Raw genomic sequence first — 19,279 nt, forward strand, 5'->3', positions numbered from 1 at the left:
CTATTTGCTCAGATCAGAATACTGATTATTTCCTGTAAGCTTAATCGCTTCATCAAAGCCAGGTATGTGTAACTCATTTTGATCTATGGTCAGCTGCGACTCATCAACCATACCGTTACCAAAACGATATATCAGTTCATAATTACCTAAATCAGCCGCTTGCTTATACGCCTGTTGATTCTCTGTTGTTTTTTCAAGCTTCTGCTGATATTCAGCTACCATAGCTTCACCGTGACGTTTAGCCAACAAACGCGCAGTCACTTTTGGTGAAAATACAGTCGCCGTCGCGTTGTTACCACCAAACCCTTTCGAGTTGATAAACGCAATATCCATATCTCCACACTCATAGTGGTAGTTACGGATATCCAAGTGTTCATCAAATACATCATCAGCGACTTTATCAATTGTTGTAATACCCGGCATAATATTGTGACTAAATACGCCTAGGGCTATTGCTAACTGATCGCCAGATGCAGGTGCAATTGTATGACCGACATAGGCTTTTGGCGCTGCAAGCTTCCAACCGTTGATTGAAAACGCTTCAGCGACTTTGTGATAGATAGCCGATTCAGTTACGCGGTTTTGCGGTGTACTAGAGCCATGCGCCAAGATGAAGCTGCGCTTTTGCAAAGACTCTTGCCCAACAATTTCTTGTGCCAACGCAACAGATTTTGCCATGGTAATGTAGTTACCTGGGCCAGGTGCTGTAATTGACTTTTTAACGCCATCTGCATTTACAAATACATCAACAACAGAGCCCATCACTTCTGCACCTAGTTCTAACGCAAGTTTGTCATCCATTAGAATAGCAACCTGTGCACCTTCACCTATGGTGAAACCACAGTTTTCACCAAACGGGCGGCTCGTTCTGCGATGATCAGCTTCGTCTGCATTATCTAGCTTTTTCAACCCTTCTTCGTTTGCAAGAGCGCCCATATTACCAAAGCCTTCAATGACTTCTGGCGTTAACGCGCATTCAACACTGGCAACAACAGCCACGCGTGTACGACCTGCTTGAATGTCATTGACTGCTGCACGTAAATTGTACAAGAAAGTTGCACATGCACCGGCTGTTGAAAAAGTCGTTCCTACACTACCCGTTACATATGCATTTATAAAATCCGTCGACATGGTATTTAAACCAAGTGCTAATTGCTTGGTGCTTACGCGATCGCCTCTTAATCGACTTCTAACCAAACCGCCTAAACCTTCATTGTCCATTTGGCCTGCGACTGATGCCGAATAAGTGCCTATTTGATCAGGTTTAACGCTACACATTACATTGTCCCAATCTAGGCCAGTTGATTTTATTGCATCTGTCGCTGCGAAGATGGTCGCCTGCAAACCTCTAGGCTGGTAGCGGCTGTTATACATTTTTGCTGGCTCAAAGCCAGTTGGTAGCTGACCCGCCGCTTTTATCGGGTTATCTCTATAACTATCGTGTTTTACTTCAAGCTGCTCTGACACATGAACGTTAACAGTTTTTGCATCCACTTCTTCTACTGACCAACTGCTTGGCACAGGCGTTGGTAAGTCTCTTTTGCGACAAGTAAAACGAATACCTTGCTCGGTATTAGCCGTAATTGTCAGCTTTTGCTGCCAATGTGTTGCATCAACATCAAAGTGATTTTTTTCAATTTTACGAATTAAAGTACCAGCAATGACCTGTTCACCTACTTTACTCTCAACATCCGCTTTAGTGATAACTTCTCCATCTTGAGTAACGAGGTTATCACCTTCAACAGAGACCAAATTCATTAAAGTTGCGAGACCTAAAAAGGTATCTGCTCTGGTGCTTTGATCTAATTTATCGAGCACAATTCTGCGATATGCTTGGTGAAAAGATGTTCTACCTGCGGCATTAATACCACCCATACCGACAATAATAGGTAATGCTGTCATACTTAACTCTTTAATACTTATTTGTTGCAATAATTCTAGAATGAAGTAGATAATATAACTTTACAAAATTCGCCACTGAATTGACAATATTCGCCAACTTTTGCAGATCCGATGAGTTTTATGGAAAAAATACGAATTGCCCTTACGTTATACGAACAATTATTGATCACCAGCGTCACACTGCCCATCGAAATGCTCAAAGCGGGAGAGGCTTATGCAAAGCGACATAACAAAGAGCGATTTCAAGCCCTGGAGATCCATTGTCTAAGTGAGAGTGGTCGCCCAGTCAAAGCGAATATTGGCATGACCATGGATGTACAATCTGACTTTGGTGCATTAGAGGGCTATGATTACATCATTGTTCCAAGTATTTGGCGCAACCCTCGGCCAGTCGTAAAACACAACCCGCTATTGGCTAAAAATATTGACAGTGCTAGGAAACAAGGTGCAACCATTATCGGAGTTGGTACGGGTGTGTGCTTTTTAGCTGAGTCCGGAGTTTTAAATGGCCACTCTGCAACGACCCACTGGCATTATGCTAATCAGTTTATGAAAAGCTACCCAAACGTGGACTTGAAACCAGATTACTTTATTACTCAGTCGGATAGGCTTTACACAGTGGCAAGCCTCAATGCGCTTGCTGATGTCATTGTGCATTTAATTGGTCAATTTTATGGTAAAGATGCTGCAAATCATGTTCAGCAAAATTTTTCTCATGAAATCAGAAAGCCCTATGAAGAACAACGCTATTTGGAAGGGGCCGTAGATAGATATAGCGATGAGCAAATTGCAGCAATTCAATTTTGGCTGAAAAACAACGCCAGCTCCGTTGAATCACTCGCCGCCGTAGCTCAGCAGTTTAATATGAGCTACCGCAGCTTCAATAGGCGTTTTAAAATAGCCACAGGTAAAACAGCCATTGCTTACCTGCAGGAGGTCAGGCTTCAGCAAGCATGTGAACTCTTAGCTTCGAGCAACTTGAGTATTCAGGAGATCGCACTCACCGTTGGGTTTAATTCACAAAGTCAGCTATCCCGAGCATTCAAAGAGCAAATGAACCAAACACCAAGTTCGTATCGCAAAATTGTTCGAAAAAAACTATTTTCGTAGTGCAATGCGAGACCAAGTGACATCATGTTTATTGGGCATTTTACTTGGTTGATTTGCCACTTGAAAAACCACTTCCAAGCCAGACTCTAGTGCCATGCTCAACAGCTCTTCATTGCTTGTTGGGAAAACATGAGTACCCAATCCAGCAGGGCCATTCCTAAGCGAAACCGCACAAATACCGCTGGGCGCCAATAATTCATAAAGTCGGTTAAGGCATTGCTTGCGTTCTTGATAACTCAAATGATGCCAAACACCATCTAACAATATAAAGTCAAAGACATTCTCGGCGGAATTAAGTCGTTTTAAATCAGGTAAACTATCCGCTAGCCACTCAATAGGCAGATCTGAATAGCGAGCCTTAGCCTTATCTAAAAAAGCAGTTAAAGGCTCTATCGCACACACATCATAACCTAACTCACACAGTGCTGCGGCGTTTTGACCTACCCCACACCCTGCATCCAACACTTTTGAACCCTGAGCGGGTAAAAGAGATAAAAAATCTTGGTTGATATCTTCAAACTTCAACCCAAAGCTCGCCTTCGCGAAAGATTGAACGCCACTTTCATAGCCACGTGTACCTGCAACCATATATCCTGCTTAGCTGTTAAATAGTAATTGATGTTAAGACGATAAACCGCACGAATATTTTTAGAAAATAACGCTATTTACACTCTATACCTACTCAGTATGTAGCCTCTAGAAAAAGCTTTTTTCTTGTTGACAACAAAAGCATTGCAACCGGGAGTTATTAATAAATATAACTAAATCAAGTCAGTAGAGTCTAGAGGTCATAAATTAACAAGGTCTAGCTGAGGCCTAAGTTACATGAAGTATTGGCAAGCTATGATTCAAATATTAGGCTTATAAAATATTGTACTCATAGCTCATTATGTATGTGTCGTTGAGTGTCTGTATAGTATGTTCGGCAGTAAGCTTTACCTACCAGATTTCATGGTTTTTTCGCTCTTTTTTCTTGTATATAAAAATATAAGCTATACACAATCCCCACCAGACAAAGAAATGATATCAATGCAGCAGGAATAAAAATAAGCAACATGTTGGCTTTAAATCCAACAACAGCCAGTACGATACAAATAACACCTATTATGAGCTCGATTGAAATCAATTCCCAATCGACGGTATGAGTTCTACTTATTGTTTTAGCGGCATAATGATTAACTTTAAAGCCCATTAAATATTCCTTATTTATGAGTTAAATACAGTGCTAACGAGCACAGCTAGAATAAACAACTTTTAATCACTAATGCCAGCTTACTTTGTAAACATGCAAATTTGATATTTCAATATCTTCATATTTATAAAAGTACTTAAATAATTTTATCTATATAAAAAATACGCTTTGAACCATTAAAATCAAATTCAACATCATCACCCAACATCTTCCCTTTTAAAGCCAAGCCAAGAGGTGACTGCAATGTAAGCACCAATACTTGCGTCTCTAAAATCATGATTTTAAGACCGCCCTCTACAGGGCCTATAAAATACCAAAAATGAACACCTTCCTCATCACTCAACTTAATTAATGCGCCCTCAGCCACCGTGTCGTTAACTTCAGCTTTAAAAACCGATGCAAATGCATTAATGGCACGGTGCGCTTGCTCTACTCGCTCACTTTGGCCTTCAGCTAAATAGCCAGATTCAATACTCAAAGAGTCATACTGTGTTTCAGCCGCACTTTGTTCATGAATCGCGTCTTGCCTTGCACTATTTGCCGCTTCCTGCGCCTCGTATAACTTTTTTTCTAATGCCATTTTTAGCGCTTCAACCACAACGATTTTTTTCATTTTCTATCCAAAACAAAAAAGGGACCTCTATAGGCCCCTTAACTACTTAATCCCAACTGCTAGAACAAGGACTCGAAGCTTCCATCAGGAAATAGAATGCCAGGAATACCTCTAATTGTTCGTACATCAGCAACGAGTTTATCACCAAAATAAAAACCACCCGTATACAAATCTTTCTTTTTCTTGATATCTAACCAATAACCGTCTCTACCTCGAACAATGACATTGATATTGCCTACAAGGTTTGTCACCGTAATTTCACTCACATGACCGCCAAGTATGATTGCAATATCCGCAGTCGTGAAGTCAGATAAATCGTCTGGCTCTCCAGTTACTTGTATTCTAAGGTCTTTACCACCGTTGAGAGACAACTCCAGCTGAGCACCAAAAACCAGATCCATATCTGTTCTTAGTGCTAATGGTGAACGCTCATTAGCATATATACGTAGTGGTGTGACTTGATTGTCAGTTGTCAGAACACCATCAACAGATAGGTAAGGTATAATAGATTTGGTACTGCGAATGCTCAAGTTTTGCCTTGAATAATCTACATCGACGCGACCAGTTAAAACTGCGTCACCCTGTGAGAGCTTTATATCTCCCAATGCGTTTGCAACGCCAATAACTTCATCTATGTTATTAGGGTCAAAGCTACCCTTACTAACAATTTCAAACTCATCAAAACTATATTCAAGTTTCGTACTAGGTTTCGATACTTCACCAATACCAAACCCGATAATTTTATCACCCAATGTCGGACTTATCCTCCACTCTGGAACCGTGATATCAACATTTACTTCAAACCCTTTTCTTACGCCGGTCACAACCCACCTAAAACCGCCCTCTGTTTGGTAATCAATATCTAAACCTGGCAGGGTATAATTTCCCGGCAATGAATTTTCAAAAGGAGAAACATGCTTTACAACATCACCAATCACCTCAAGCGCAATCAATAATGCATCTTGAGAATCATCATTAACCAGCTCTTCCACCTCTTCGAGCTTTACTTTTAAATCTTCACTATATTGCTCATCTTGCAAACGTAATACACCGATAGCATTTCGCACTTCATTCAGTAAATCATTACTATACGGCTCAATTTCTGTATGTAACTCACGACTTGCATTTACTCTAAGCAATTCATTTACTTCAATTAATACCTTTTCTGATACTCCTCTATAGAGAGAATTAGTTTCTTCTGTCGTTAACGTCTCGATTATGTACTCATTGGCAAGCTCTCTATACGGGTTTAGTGCTGCACTATTACCACTCACCCCTTCCCCAATAGCATTGACAAATAACTCACTGTCTTTCTGGTTTTGATTATGCTGATAAATCACATCAATATATGTCATTACATCTGACACATATTCAGCCTTTTGCTTGCTATGAATGGTACTTTGCGTCAGGTGATAATTCGGTGCCGATGTGAGTGACCAAATTGAGCTATCCCATTTAGAATTGGCTATTGCGCTATTGAAACTGGAGAATAATACTTGGTTAATGCCTGGTGTTGGTAATACTATCAACTCAAAATCAACTTCTGCATTAATTGGCTCACCATGATCGATTTCATTATTGCCATCCAGATCATTAGGATCATTTAACAATGAACGACCACAACCTGATAATTTTGGACATGTCACAGTGCTACTATTTGGCGTATACATAAGGTTGTATTGCCCGCCAACTGTGACTGTAAGTGCAAATTGATTCAACGACTCTACGTTATGTATTTCCTGTGAATTATCGCTGAGATTAGTCACTGTTAAATTACCGCTTTTATCTACAAAGTCTGGTAAATAAAAACGTATATTAGCGTCAAACCTCTCAGCTGTATCATTCCCAAAACCGGGTTGAATGTCAGAAACTTGGGGAACATCTCCACCACTTCCACCACAACCGGCCATCAATGCCATAAGTAAATATAAACCACTTACTTTTTTCATTATTATTCTCCTACAGCACTAAGCGGATAAACCAATTAATGTTTGCGTAGTATGCGTCATCAAGATCCAAATGGTCTGTTTTGACAGAAAACCCAAAATAGTCATTGGCAACGCCTACCACAATGGCCTTAGAGTTTGTTTCATACCCTGAAAATACGCGCCAACTATCATTAAAGTGATAATTAATATTCCCTTGTATAAACGTATCTTTATAAAAATGTCGAGTGTTCACATCGAATGACACTCTGTCATTTAACCGATATTGCACATCAAAGTAATACCTAGCATCATGTTCAAAGGAATAATCTACTTCACGACCAAATGCCGAAGTTCGCAAACGAATAGAAGGGGAAGTCTCAATACTGTCGCCTCGTTCAGTGAATGGCACATCTGTCGTAATGCCGTTTACAAAGCCAACGCCTGAATATTGGGTTTCATTGATAAGATCTAGACTTTTAAAAGATAAAGTGAGGTCATCGTTTACTTGCCATTTTATAGTTAAATCAACCGAGTAGCCCTCACCGTCAGGGCTTTGGTCAGGGGTAAATGACTTAAACAAAATATCTTTCGAGAAGAAATATTGTGTTTGTAATGCTCCCTTAATTTCATCACTAAAAACCGTACCATCCACTACAGCATCTTGAAAGTGAGCACTCTGATAGTAGGTAACCTTCGGCACTATGATCAAGGTTTTATCAAAGAAATTAAAATCATAAGAAAAGAATATACCGTGAGATGTAGATTGCTTCCCCTTTAGATAATAACGATAATTTCTTTGTTCAAACGGTAAGTCGTTTTTTTCTAGGTAAGTGAACAGTGCAGTATCTGGATCAAACTCAAGTGCATAGTTGTATCGGCTCTGGGCACCAACAGCAATGCCTTTGTACTTCACTCCGAGTTCGAAGACATTAAATGTAAATGCACTGTCCCCCGATTTAAGGGGCTTATCAAACTCATCGAGAAAAGATTTGACGGGCTGTGCTTCAGTATATATTTCTGAATCAAATGTATTAATTATTTCAAAATCATTGGCATAAGTAGAGCCTGTAAAACATACTGCAAGAACAAGTGCATTTGGATTTGTCATAATTATGAATTCAAAGGCGGTAAAACACCGCCTTCCTTTATTATTGTTAGAAAAGTTAGTTGATGTTTTGCCCCAAGAAGTCAATATCAGTGTAATCAATTACTTGGCCATCAACGTAAGTGACTCTAAACCCATTTGTGATTTCAATAACATCACCCACCTTAACTGGCGTCGTATCGTTATATATCGTTACGTCACCAACCAAAGGTCTATCAGTGTCTAACAAGTTGACATTAAACACATAACCATTGAACTCATTTAGCATTATTTTGGCTAAACCAAGGTCGTCATTCTCATCTTCATTTTTAAGCTCAAAATCAGCTGTAAATACAAGGTCTTCGGTTGTACCTGACATAACTATATTCAAGTGTTCAATCGCGCCGCTAACAAATAATGGGACTGTGTTTCCAGCATTATCTGTAGAGGTTAGCTCAGATGAAAGCGTTCCATTGAAACCATATTGACCATCAATGAACTCAACGATGTTGAATGTTTTAGCGCTAGAAGCATCAAAGTTTCTAGCATCTTCAATCGTTGTTATACTGCCATCAATAAACACAACCGAGCATGACGCATTTGGCTGTGCGATTAAGTCAAGTGACCATCTCTCACATTCTGCCAAGTCAGGCGATTTTACCAATACCGTTTGCCCATCTGTTGATTTTAATGTACCCGTCCAAGTTAAAATAATTTTACTCGTTGCGCCTGAATTGACCTGTGCGTTAGCCAGTATCTCCTCATCACCTTGCGTGTTGGTAAGCTCGATTGCGTATGTATCTGTGTTGTATCTATACGTCCATTCTGGATAATTTGGCGCGGTGCCGGTATGAGCACCTGAGTCCAAGTTTTGATCCCAAATATCCCTCAACACGTCATATACAACTTCGCCAGCATTAAATACCGCATCCGCACCTTCTTTGGTAACAAACGCAACTGATGTCATTTTGTCTGTACCTGATTTACCTCTCGCATTATCAACGCTAAACGATATATTACTATTCAAAGAGCGAGTGCCTGATTCAGAAGCTTTGAAGGCAGTTACATTTGCAGTTACTGTTTGCTGTCTTGTGGTAGAGGCAGCGACAAACTGTTCCGCTTCTTCTTTTTGTGCATCGGTCCTCGCGATCACTAAATATTCATCAGCGCGCGTTTTAGCAAGATCTACATCATTCAAAATATCAGCGGTCAATGCATTTAATGCGTTAAACTTATCTATCGCACTCTGAGCACTGACTAATGCAGCTTCTAACGCAGTCAGGTCTGAACCTGCAGAGGCGAACAAGCTCGTCGCTTCCGCGACCTGTGCTTGATAGTCAGAATTAGAAGTATTAAATGACTGCTCACTTTGTACTGCGCGCTCAATTGCGGCTTCAGCCAATACCTTGGCGGCACTCGATGCATCGTCTAGTGCAGCTATTGCTTTGTCTCTTTCCGCGTTTGCAGACGCTACAAACACACCAATATTTGTATTCAAGGATGCAACATCATTTACAAGAGCTTGAGAGCTTGTAACAGCAGGCTGGGCAGCTGCGGTTAATGCCAGCAGCCCCTCAGCACTTGCTAAAGCTTGAGCGGAAATTGATGCTAAAATGCTTGTTTCTTGTTGTAAGTTAGAGCTTGCAAGCTCAGCTATTAAGTCATCTGCAGCTTTTAAATAATTCTCTTTCTCCTGTTGAGTCTGAGCAGCTTCACCTAACCCTATCACTATTTGCAAAGTCGTATTTAAACCAGTGAATGTTTCGTTTAAAGAAGAGAGTTGTGTTTGAGATTCTGCTATGGCGGTCAAAAGCTCATTTAGACTGTCATTTATTAATGTATCATCGTCTGTATTACACTCATCACCTTCACACCCTAAGTCACTTACCGCGTTTTTTGAGTCTTCAGCAGCTTCTTCAAGCGCATTTTCGTCTGTTGCACCCGATTCAATCGCTTGGTCTCGAGCATCTTTGGCCTTTTCTGCAAGCTCATTTAATGCTTCATCGTCAAGCTCTGGAGCAACTTCCTTTAGCGCTGCTTTAATTGCTTCAATATCACCACTCGCTATGGCTACAAACACTATTGCGGTTTTGTTTACTTCTTCTTGCAGCGTCGCGGCCAATTGAGCAACAGCAGCGTCTTCACTGCCTTTAAGGCTTCCATCACTAACACCTTGCTTGAGAGTTTCGAGCACAGAATTCAATGTAGTACCGCTGCCAGAATTAGAAGCGATATTTTGAAGAGTTGATGCAACATTAATAAGCGCTAAAGTACCCGCATCTATCGTATCTTCTGAGGTAACATCTGTGAAATCAACTGCACCTCCCAACGATATATCACCTGATAACAACACCGCATCCTTTGCTGCTTCAGGGCCCATTAAAATAAGTAGCGTATTCAAACTCGCATCAGCTACACTTTCGGCGTTTACAACTCCTCCATCTTGCGACACTCTTTGTAATAGCTCAGATGCTAAAGTGGTAAAAATAGTAACATTCGCAACATAAAACTTTGTTGTTCCCTCAGCCCCTCTTGCTTGTCGATTGGCTTGTGCTGTTATTTCCTTCACAACATTGAGCGTCAAGTCATCTTGATACCATTCATCAAAGTCAATTTTGGAGTTAGAATTTGCATCATTATCTGAGCTTTCGGCAAAATCACCACATCCCAAAAAGGCATCACATTTTATAAATCCACTGGTTTTCGTGGTTTTAATTGTTATATACAAAGCGCCGCTAAACTGCTGGTCAATATAAAACCCATAAGTGCCATCATCAGCAGTAAGCAATGACTGAGGGCTTTCACTTAATATTTGTGATCTAGCCAGCTCAATTGCAGCCGCTTCGCTTGTCGCTGTTGCTGTTTTCTCTATTGTTTCTAACTCGCTTCTAAAGGCAACATCTACAAACTCACCATTTTTTAGTTCTTTTACAGTGAGCTCTGCACCTCTAAGTGTCCCTTTAACAGCTTTTCCGGAAATGAAAACGTTAAAGTCTACAGAAGCACTACCTTCAATGTTTGAAGGCAAAGGCTCCACAGGAACCGTACTTGAAGAATCTTCGCTGTCAAAAAGACTACACCCGGTTAAACCAAGTGTTAATGCGATTGAGACTGAAAGATAGGAACGGTAAATTTTGCTATTCACCACAGGAGGCCTCCTTAAATGCCTTAGAATTTTTCTTTTATTCGCTTTAAGCGTAGTTGCTAAAGGCCAAAACTCTAGTGAATTGATTAAATTTTTATCAATATTTCTTGTTAGTTAATGCACACTTAGCGAGGACTGTAGAATGTGTTGGTTAGCAATAAAGGCCCAAATATAGGCTGCTGTAGAGAAATTTTTGAACTGAGTATAAAGGTAAATTCTTAGCTAACAAGAACCGAAAAAAATCAAAATTTTAACGTAAAATTCATCAAATAGATTACAATTTCGACATTTAAAAAGCGACAACATGCAAAATTGTAGTAGAGAAAAGATACATGTAAAGCCAGTCTGTGAGGCTATGTGACTTGGTGAGTATTTGAAGTCTAACGCGTCGTATAAAAAACAGGCGCTGAAGTATCAAGCCCCTCCTTCAAACCAGAAAGTACAATTTTCCACTTCATTTGTTCAAGGTTACATGCGCCAACCATAGCTTCAGCAACCCAAAGGCCCTGGTCATGCGATTCGAATGAAATTGGAATTTTGCCCATGTACATAGAAACCCCTTCTATGTGTGCCAAGTCAATCGATTGTATAAAAGGGCTCTTTAAATACACTTTAAACAGCTCCTCTGCTTTCAAACTCTCTTTAGAAACCCAAAACTCTGTATTTTTTCCCAACTTACATGGCTTAGACGATGTACAATTTTTAGTATTGACTGAACTTTCACTTTTTTCTGAACTTTCATGTATACTTATATATAGCTCTGAGCAAGACGTAAGTAAATAAATTAAAATTATCGAAGCGAATGTTGAAAAATAGCGCATAATCTAAGCTGACTAGAGTCAAAATTGTGTGCCTATGATACTACGCTTATCAAGCTTTGAGGGCCAGCCAAGGTTAGAATAAATCTCGGTTGAATTGACCGTGGTCATGAAAACTGGACGGTTTTAAACTACCTGCTGAAAACTTGATTGATGTCATGCTTTGGGGTGTTTTAGGTATCTTTTGTTTTGCAAAAAAATTATTATTTCCTTGCAAAAATAAGGGTTTCTCAGGCTTGCTTTGGCTTATTTAGCGTACGCAAAGCGGGACTGTTGAAATATAAAAGAGGGCCTGTTTTACAGGTTAATCATTTCTAAACGCATTAACTGCAGCGGAATCCAGAAAATGAGCCAAACAGTAGCATCACAAACTGAGTACAATTATAAAGTTGTACGCCAATTCGCTATTATGACAGTGATTTGGGGCATCGTTGGCATGGGTGTAGGTGTATTTATCGCAGCGCAACTTGCTTGGCCTGCTTTAAACTTCGACATTCCATGGTTAACTTACTCTCGACTTCGTCCGTTACATACGAACGCTGTTATTTTCGCCTTTGGTACTAGTGCATTATTTGCAACGTCATATTACGTCGTGCAACGCACATGTCAAACGCGTCTCTTCTCCGACAAATTAGCTTCATTTACATTTTGGGGCTGGCAAGCGATTATCGTTGCCGCCGCGATTACACTACCTTTAGGTATTACAAGCTCGAAAGAATATGCAGAGCTAGAGTGGCCTATTGATATCGCAATTGCAGTCGTTTGGGTAACTTACGCAGTCGTCTTTTTCGGCACATTGATTAACCGTAAAGTATCTCATATCTATGTCGCGAACTGGTTCTATGCAGGATTTATCATCACTGTTGCCGTTCTTCACATCGTTAACAGCATGGCTGTGCCGGTATCACTGACTAAGTCATACTCCATCTACGCAGGTGCGGTAGATGCAATGGTGCAATGGTGGTACGGTCACAACGCGGTAGGCTTCCTTCTAACCGCTGGATTTTTAGGTATGATGTATTACTTCGTTCCTAAGCAAGCTGGACGTCCTGTATATTCATATAGATTGTCAGTCGTGCACTTCTGGGCGCTTGTTTCTCTTTATATTTGGGCTGGTCCTCACCATCTTCATTATACAGCTCTACCAGACTGGACTCAGTCTCTAGGTATGGTTATGTCAGTGATTTTATTTGTTCCTTCATGGGGCGGTATGATCAACGGCATTATGACGCTATCTGGCGCATGGCATAAGCTTCGTACCGACCCAGTATTACGTTTCTTAGTTGTTTCTCTGTCATTCTACGGTATGTCAACATTTGAAGGTCCAATGATGGCAATCAAGTCTGTAAATGCCCTATCGCATTACACTGACTGGACTGTAGGCCACGTTCACTCTGGTGCACTTGGTTGGGTTGCAATGATTTCAATTGGTGCTATCTACCACTTAATCCCTGCATTATTTGGCCATGCAAACATGTATAGCGTGAAACTGGTTAATACACACTTTTGGTTACACACTGTAGGCGTTGTTTTATATATCGTTGCTATGTGGATTTCAGGTGTAATGCAAGGCTTGATGTGGCGAGCAGTCAATTCTGACGGTACATTGATGTACAGCTTTGTGCAATCTCTAGAAGCTTCATATCCATTCTATATCATGCGCTTCCTAGGCGGTGTGTTCATCGTAGTCGGCATGCTAGTAATGGCTTATAACGTATACCGCACTGTTACTGCAAAAAGTGGCTCTCTTGCTACTGATGCAAACACGCAAATGGCTTAAGAGGTATCGACTATGAGCAATAATAACTCGACAAATAAACACGAAATAGTAGAAAAGAACGTTGGATTGATGGCGATTCTCACAGTGTTTGCGATCAGCTTCGGTGCACTAGTAGAAATAACGCCACTGATGTTCCAAGATGACACGACAAAGCCAGTTGAGGGCCTGCGCCCATTAACTGCACTTGAGATGGAAGGCCGAGACATTTATGTCCGTGAAGGTTGTTACAACTGTCATTCACAAATGATCCGCCCATTTAGGGATGAAGTTGAACGATACGGTCACTACTCCGTCGCTGGCGAATCTGTTTGGGATCACCCTTTCCAATGGGGTTCTAAAAGAACTGGACCTGATCTTGCGCGTGTTGGTGGTCGTTATTCTGACGACTGGCATTATGCGCACCTGATCGACCCTCGCTCCGTAGTTCCTGAATCAAATATGCCTGGTTATCCTTGGCTAGAAGAGAACGTACTGGATGGTAAATTAACCGCTAAGAAGCTTGAAGTCTTTAAGAACTTTGGTGTTCCTTACACTGACGAAGATATCAAGAACGCACAGCAAGCAGTCCAAGGCAAAACCGAAATGGAAGCCTTGATAGCTTACTTGCAACAACTTGGCACACATTTGAAGTAATTTATTATGGATTACGGCACATACAGAGGCATTTTAACTCTGGTAATTTTAGTACTGTTCATTGTGATTGTTGTGTGGGCTTACAGCAAACGAACCAAAAGTCGGTTTGATGACGCTGCAAAAGCCATATTCGACGATGAAATAAAACACGACAACACAATTTCAAAAGAGGAAAAGGAGTCTGAAAAATGACTAGCTTTTGGAGTATTTGGGTCATCGTATTGACCTTAGCATGTCTGGCTCTCATTTTTGGCCTATTAATTTGGAACCTGAAAAACTACACAGGTGTCGAAGAAGGTGCCAGTTGTGGTCATGAGTTTGACGGCATCGAAGAACTAAACAACCCACTGCCAAAATGGTGGACTTACATGTTCTTCGCAACATTCGTTTGGTCTGTATACTACCTTGCAATGTATCCTGGCTTAGGTAATTTTGCTGGTTTACTCGGTTGGACTAGCTCTAACCAAGGTGTCATATCGCTCGAAGAGTCTAAACAAGCTGTGTTAGACGCAAAAGATAAAGGGCTCTGGGTTCAGCTTGATAAAGAGTTTGAAGCCGCGGACGAACGTTTTGGTCCTATCTTTAAAGCGTTTGCAGAGCAAGATGTATTAACACTTGCAAAAGATTCAGACGCGTTGGAAATCGGGCAAAGACTGTATGCTCAAAACTGTGCACAGTGTCATGGCTCAGATGCGCGTGGTGGCCTTGGCTTCCCTAACCTGACTGACAAAGACTGGTTATATGGCGGCACACCGGATCAAATCAAAGAAACCTTATTGAATGGTCGCGTCGCAGCCATGCCAGGTTGGGAAGCTGCATTAGGTGAGCAAGGTGTAAAAGAAATGACCGCTTATGTACTGAGCCTATCAGGTCGTACAGTAAACCAAAAAGATGCTGACGCTGGTAAAGCTAAATTTGCTATGTGTGCAGCCTGTCACGGTGCTGACGGTACTGGTTCTGTCGCACTTGGATTACCATTCGGTGCACCTGATTTAACCGATAATATTTGGTTATACGGTGGCTCAAAACGCGCTGTTGAAGAGTCAATACGTCATGGACGCGCAGGTGTGATGCCGGCATGGAAAGACATTTTAGGTGAAGATAAAGTTCATCTTTTAACTGCCTATGTATATAGCTTATCTCAAGAGAAATAAGCATGACATAAACATGTAAGCCTCCATAATGGAGGCTTACTTATAGTAACAAACTAACGTAAATTTAATTTATAACTCGCCTAGTTAGGCAGCAAAACAAACAACAATGTAAAGTAGTGAATAATTATGAATCCAACTCCGTGGTATAAGAATTTTTGGCCTTGGTTTTTAATGTTTTTCCCACTCGTCACCATCATTGCGTGCGTATTTTTAGTGACTTATGCTGTTGGTAACGGTCCTGATATGGTCGTCGATGATTATTACAAAAAAGGCAAAGCAATCAACCTCGAGTTGAGCAAATTCAATAAAGCAAAAGCGCTATATCTACATGGCGATTTGATTGTTGAACATGACAAAGTCAGCTTTGATTTCACCAAAGGCGATCGCAGTAATGTCAACGCATTAAAAGTATCGTTTTATCACCGAACAATTAAAGAATACGACTTCTCCACAACCCTACTTGCCAATGCTAGCGGGACATACACCGCGTTGCTAGATAAAGAACACAGTGGCGCATTTACCGTGTTCATTGAACCTATGGACGGCAGTTGGAAAATGAAGGAGAACTTGCAATTACCAACTGATAAGCCTGTTTCTATTACACCTCAATACAAGTAATTCTTATGGCAAAAAGTTGTTTTCATTGCCTTGAAGCTGTCCCTTCAGGATTTCAAGGTGAAGTTGTTTTCGAAGGAATCGCCAACCCAGTCTGTTGCACAGGCTGTCAAGCTGTTGCAGAAACAATCCTTGCGCAGGGAATGAGTGACTATTATAAATTCCGCACAGAGTCCAGCGGTAAAGTTGAAGAGTTAGTACCAGAACAATTAAAAGAACTGCTCAGCTACGATAACAAAGATATTCAAAAAGACTTTGTGGCGGAACAAGGTAATTTAAAAGAAGTACTACTCAGTGTTGAGGGGATCAGCTGTGCAGCATGTGCCTGGCTCATCGAAAAACAGTTACTTGCAATCCCAGACATTAAACGTGTCGATGTTAATACCTCAACCCACCGAGCGATGATCTTGTGGCAAGATGAAACGACCAAGCTCAGTGAAATCATCGGCGCACTGATGCAAATCGGATACAAAGCGTATCCATTCCAAGCAGATGAAGAAGCCGCGCAAAAACAAGCTGCTGCGAAAGCTTATATGCGTCGCTTAGGTGTTGCTGGGCTAATGACTATGCAAGTCATGATGTTCGCTTTTGCCATGTACTTTGGCATGTTCTCAGGTATGGAAGAAGGGTTTGAGCAATATTTCCGTTGGATCAGTTTAATTTTAGCGTCGCCTGTTATTCTCTATTCCGCCCTGCCTTTTTTGACCAACGCAGTAAAAGGCCTTAAAAGCCGCCAACTGAATATGGATCTGCCGGTTTCACTGGCTATTTTTGGCGCATATGGTGCAAGTTGCTACGCGACTGTCATGTCTGTGGGCGAGGTTTATTTTGAGTCCATCTGCATGTTTACTTTTCTACTCTTACTTGGAAAGTATCTCGAGTTTAGAGCCCGAATGAAAGCAAGCGAGTTTACTGCTAACTTGCAAAAACTCTTGCCTCTTACCGCTAGGCGATTATCTGGTACAACAGAGGAAGTCATTGCGGCGAAAAGCCTAACATTAAACGATTTAATCTTGGTTAAACCTGGCGAGACAATCCCCGCCGATGGCATTGTGGTTGATGGTACGAGTACAGTCGACGAATCAATGATGACAGGTGAGCATCTCCCGATTAAAAAATTTACCAATCATCAAGTCTATGCTGGCACATTGAATCACGATGGCGTTATCACCTTAAAAATTAACAAAGTTGGGCAAAACACACTACTCAATCAGATCATTAAGCTTCAACATAACGCTTTAATGAAAAGGCCCAAAATTGTTGAAGTAACCGATAAAGTCGCCCAGTGGTTTGTGGCCTGTTTACTGATCTTTGCCTCCATCACAGCAATTGGTTGGTACCATGTCGAACCCGAACATGCATTTTGGGTAACAATCGCTGTTTTGGTTGCCACCTGCCCATGCGCATTAAGCTTGGCTATCCCTACAGCTTTAACCTGCGCCGTTGCAACACTAACCAAAAAAGGGATCTTGATCAAAGAAGCGCATGTATTAGAAACAACGCCCAAAGTAAGTAGGTATGCCTTTGATAAAACAGGTACTCTTACAGAAGGGCGTTTTACCATTTCGAATGTTACTATTCTAGATGAGCAATATGCAGAGTCGATTATTTTAGCGCTTGCAAGCGCACTAGAGCGCTATTCCGAGCATCCAATCGCGAAAGCATTTGTTGACGAAAAAATCAGCTTTTTAGAGATAAATGAAGCGAAGGTATCAACAGGCCTTGGTGTAAGCGGCCAATTTGAAGGTAAACACATCGCAATTGGCAAGCCTAGCTGGTTTGGAAGCCATGCCTCTTTTGCGCAGGCAACCCTATTTGTTGACAAGCGCCCTATCGCGGACTTTTACCTACAAGACAAAGTACGAACCAGTGCACCCGAAGTCATCGAATATTTACAATCTCATCAGCTCACATGCCATATGCTGACCGGTGACAGCTCAAAAGCTGCTAGCAATTTATCTAACGAGCTTGGACTTGATTCTTATAAACAGGCGTGCACACCAAAAGACAAGCAGCATGAAGTTGAACAATGGTCTGATAAAGGTCATATCGTAGCAATGGTTGGCGATGGCGTAAACGATAGTCCAGTCTTTAACAGTGCCCACCTCTCTATCGCAATGGAAACTGGCGCGGATATTTCAAAAAACACGGCAGATGTAGTACTGTTAAATAGTGATCTAAATTCACTGAAAACGCTACAAAGTGTGGCCATTAAAACTAAGCAAATCATTAAACAAAATTTGACGATTTCGCTGCTGTATAACGGCTCTATCTTACCATTAGCTGCACTTGGGCTCGTGCCACCTTGGCTCGCTGTGATTGGCATGTCAGCAAGCTCTATTGTGGTCATTACCAACTCATTAAGGTTATTGAAGCTATGAGTATAATTTATGTATTGATCCCTATCGCTATTTTATTTGTGGTTATCGCCATTGGGGTGTTTTTTTGGGCTGTAAAAAGCGAGCAATTCTCTGATTTAAACAAGCAAGCGCACAGCATTTTGTTTGAAGATGACAAAGAGCAGCATAACAAGAGTAATGATGGAAATTAGTTTTGCCAGTGCATTTTTAATGGGACTGATGGGCAGTGGCCACTGCTTAGCTATGTGTGGTGGAATAGCATCAAGCTTACAGCTTGCCCAATCAAAGCAACCTCCCCTTCTCGTCGCTTTTTTATACAACTTAGGTCGGCTTGTAAGTTATGCTGTCGCAGGCCTGCTGGTTGCTGCACTGGGCGCATCTTTAGCGAAGCAACACACAGGCTTTGCTATTGCATTATCCTATTTAAGTGGCGTATTTATGCTGCTCGTTGGCCTATACATTATGCGGCTTGCTGGCACACTAAATTGGCTAGAAAAACTCGGGAATTTTGTAATTTGGCAACGTATAGTCAAGCTGAACAAACACATTTTACCGATTGATACCAAAGCAAAAGCGCTTGCTTATGGCGCTTTATGGGGCTGGCTACCATGCGGCCTTGTATACAGTGCTTTGATTTGGAGCCTTCAAGCAAAAAGTGCCCTGTATGGCGCACTGACTATGGTGGCTTTCGCGCTGGGGACCTTTCCTGCATTACTTGTTGCAGGACAATCAGCGCAAATACTCAACAAATTTTTAAACCATACAGTAACGAGAGTGGCACTTGGTAATCTCTTTGTATGGTATGGGTTTTATTTGATTATCATCACTAGTAATAAACTAGTAGATTAATCTAGTTTTATGCTTGCTAATATTAGATAATAGCGAGCATAGATTAAGTCCTTAAAAGCAGGAGTTTTTACGGACTTATTATGGTGAAAATTTCGA

General features: G+C 41.2%; 17 protein-coding genes. 9 read left to right on the plus strand and 8 right to left on the minus strand.

Features of this window, described 5'->3' with window-relative positions:
- Positions 1-1,902, minus strand: coding sequence for a beta-ketoacyl synthase (locus AC2CZC_RS18825; RefSeq protein WP_484582978.1), 1,902 nt, complete (start codon positions 1,900-1,902; stop codon positions 1-3).
- 120 nt (positions 1,903-2,022) lie between these two features.
- On the opposite strand from AC2CZC_RS18825, the gene AC2CZC_RS18830 reads away from it, so the two are divergent.
- The gene (locus AC2CZC_RS18830) at positions 2,023-3,012 is read left to right on the plus strand and encodes a GlxA family transcriptional regulator (RefSeq protein WP_484582979.1); all 990 of its coding nucleotides are present in this window, start codon (positions 2,023-2,025) and stop codon (positions 3,010-3,012) included.
- On the opposite strand, the gene AC2CZC_RS18835 is transcribed toward AC2CZC_RS18830, so the two are convergent.
- From AC2CZC_RS18835 to AC2CZC_RS18865, 7 genes are all read right to left on the minus strand, one after another.
- Positions 3,001-3,600, minus strand: a complete 600-nt coding sequence (locus AC2CZC_RS18835; RefSeq protein ID WP_484582980.1) for a class I SAM-dependent methyltransferase — start codon at positions 3,598-3,600, stop codon at positions 3,001-3,003. The genes AC2CZC_RS18830 and AC2CZC_RS18835 overlap by 12 nt on opposite strands.
- Positions 3,601-3,961: 361 nt before the next feature.
- Positions 3,962-4,204, minus strand: a complete 243-nt coding sequence (locus tag AC2CZC_RS18840; protein ID WP_063359906.1) for a hypothetical protein — start codon at positions 4,202-4,204, stop codon at positions 3,962-3,964.
- Between the two features lie 136 nt (positions 4,205-4,340).
- Positions 4,341-4,817 (minus strand): transcription elongation factor GreAB, encoded by a 477-nt coding sequence (locus tag AC2CZC_RS18845; RefSeq protein WP_484582981.1) that lies wholly within the window; start codon positions 4,815-4,817, stop codon positions 4,341-4,343.
- 59 nt (positions 4,818-4,876) lie between these two features.
- On the minus strand, positions 4,877-6,766 hold the full coding sequence (locus tag AC2CZC_RS18850) for a hypothetical protein (protein WP_484582982.1): 1,890 nt from the start codon (positions 6,764-6,766) through the stop codon (positions 4,877-4,879).
- A 10-nt stretch (positions 6,767-6,776) separates the two neighbouring features.
- A complete protein-coding gene (locus AC2CZC_RS18855) occupies positions 6,777-7,853 on the minus strand; it encodes a hypothetical protein (RefSeq protein WP_484582983.1) in 1,077 nt (358 codons plus the stop codon).
- 55 nt (positions 7,854-7,908) lie between these two features.
- Positions 7,909-10,974: a hypothetical protein gene (locus tag AC2CZC_RS18860; protein WP_484582984.1), complete on the minus strand. Its 3,066-nt coding sequence runs from the start codon at positions 10,972-10,974 to the stop codon at positions 7,909-7,911.
- A gap of 380 nt (positions 10,975-11,354) precedes the next feature.
- A complete protein-coding gene (locus tag AC2CZC_RS18865) occupies positions 11,355-11,525 on the minus strand; it encodes a hypothetical protein (RefSeq protein WP_484582985.1) in 171 nt (56 codons plus the stop codon).
- A gap of 613 nt (positions 11,526-12,138) precedes the next feature.
- On the opposite strand from AC2CZC_RS18865, the gene ccoN reads away from it, so the two are divergent.
- From ccoN to AC2CZC_RS18905, 8 genes are all read left to right on the plus strand, one after another.
- A complete protein-coding gene (gene ccoN, locus AC2CZC_RS18870; protein ID WP_023401643.1) occupies positions 12,139-13,572 on the plus strand; it encodes a cytochrome-c oxidase, cbb3-type subunit I in 1,434 nt (477 codons plus the stop codon).
- A 12-nt stretch (positions 13,573-13,584) separates the two neighbouring features.
- Positions 13,585-14,205, plus strand: coding sequence for a cytochrome-c oxidase, cbb3-type subunit II (ccoO, locus tag AC2CZC_RS18875; RefSeq protein WP_237136372.1), 621 nt, complete (start codon positions 13,585-13,587; stop codon positions 14,203-14,205).
- A 6-nt stretch (positions 14,206-14,211) separates the two neighbouring features.
- Entirely contained in the window at positions 14,212-14,397 is a 186-nt protein-coding gene (locus AC2CZC_RS18880; RefSeq protein ID WP_046355371.1) for a cbb3-type cytochrome oxidase subunit 3, read from the plus strand.
- Positions 14,394-15,359 (plus strand): cytochrome-c oxidase, cbb3-type subunit III, encoded by a 966-nt coding sequence (ccoP, locus tag AC2CZC_RS18885; protein WP_484582986.1) that lies wholly within the window; start codon positions 14,394-14,396, stop codon positions 15,357-15,359. The genes AC2CZC_RS18880 and ccoP overlap by 4 nt, the downstream gene beginning before the upstream one ends.
- A 126-nt stretch (positions 15,360-15,485) precedes the next feature.
- On the plus strand, positions 15,486-15,977 hold the full coding sequence (locus AC2CZC_RS18890) for a FixH family protein (RefSeq protein ID WP_484582987.1): 492 nt from the start codon (positions 15,486-15,488) through the stop codon (positions 15,975-15,977).
- A 5-nt stretch (positions 15,978-15,982) separates the two neighbouring features.
- Positions 15,983-18,355 carry a heavy metal translocating P-type ATPase gene (locus AC2CZC_RS18895; protein ID WP_484582988.1) on the plus strand — a complete coding sequence of 791 codons (2,373 nt, stop codon included), beginning with the start codon at positions 15,983-15,985 and terminating at the stop codon, positions 18,353-18,355.
- Positions 18,352-18,525, plus strand: a complete 174-nt coding sequence (gene ccoS, locus AC2CZC_RS18900) for a cbb3-type cytochrome oxidase assembly protein CcoS (protein WP_063359916.1) — start codon at positions 18,352-18,354, stop codon at positions 18,523-18,525. Before AC2CZC_RS18895 ends, ccoS begins: the two co-directional genes overlap by 4 nt.
- Entirely contained in the window at positions 18,512-19,183 is a 672-nt protein-coding gene (locus tag AC2CZC_RS18905; protein ID WP_484582989.1) for a sulfite exporter TauE/SafE family protein, read from the plus strand. Before ccoS ends, AC2CZC_RS18905 begins: the two co-directional genes overlap by 14 nt.
- Positions 19,184-19,279: the final 96 nt, after the last annotated feature.

Source organism: Pseudoalteromonas sp. MMG033, assembly GCF_057197785.1.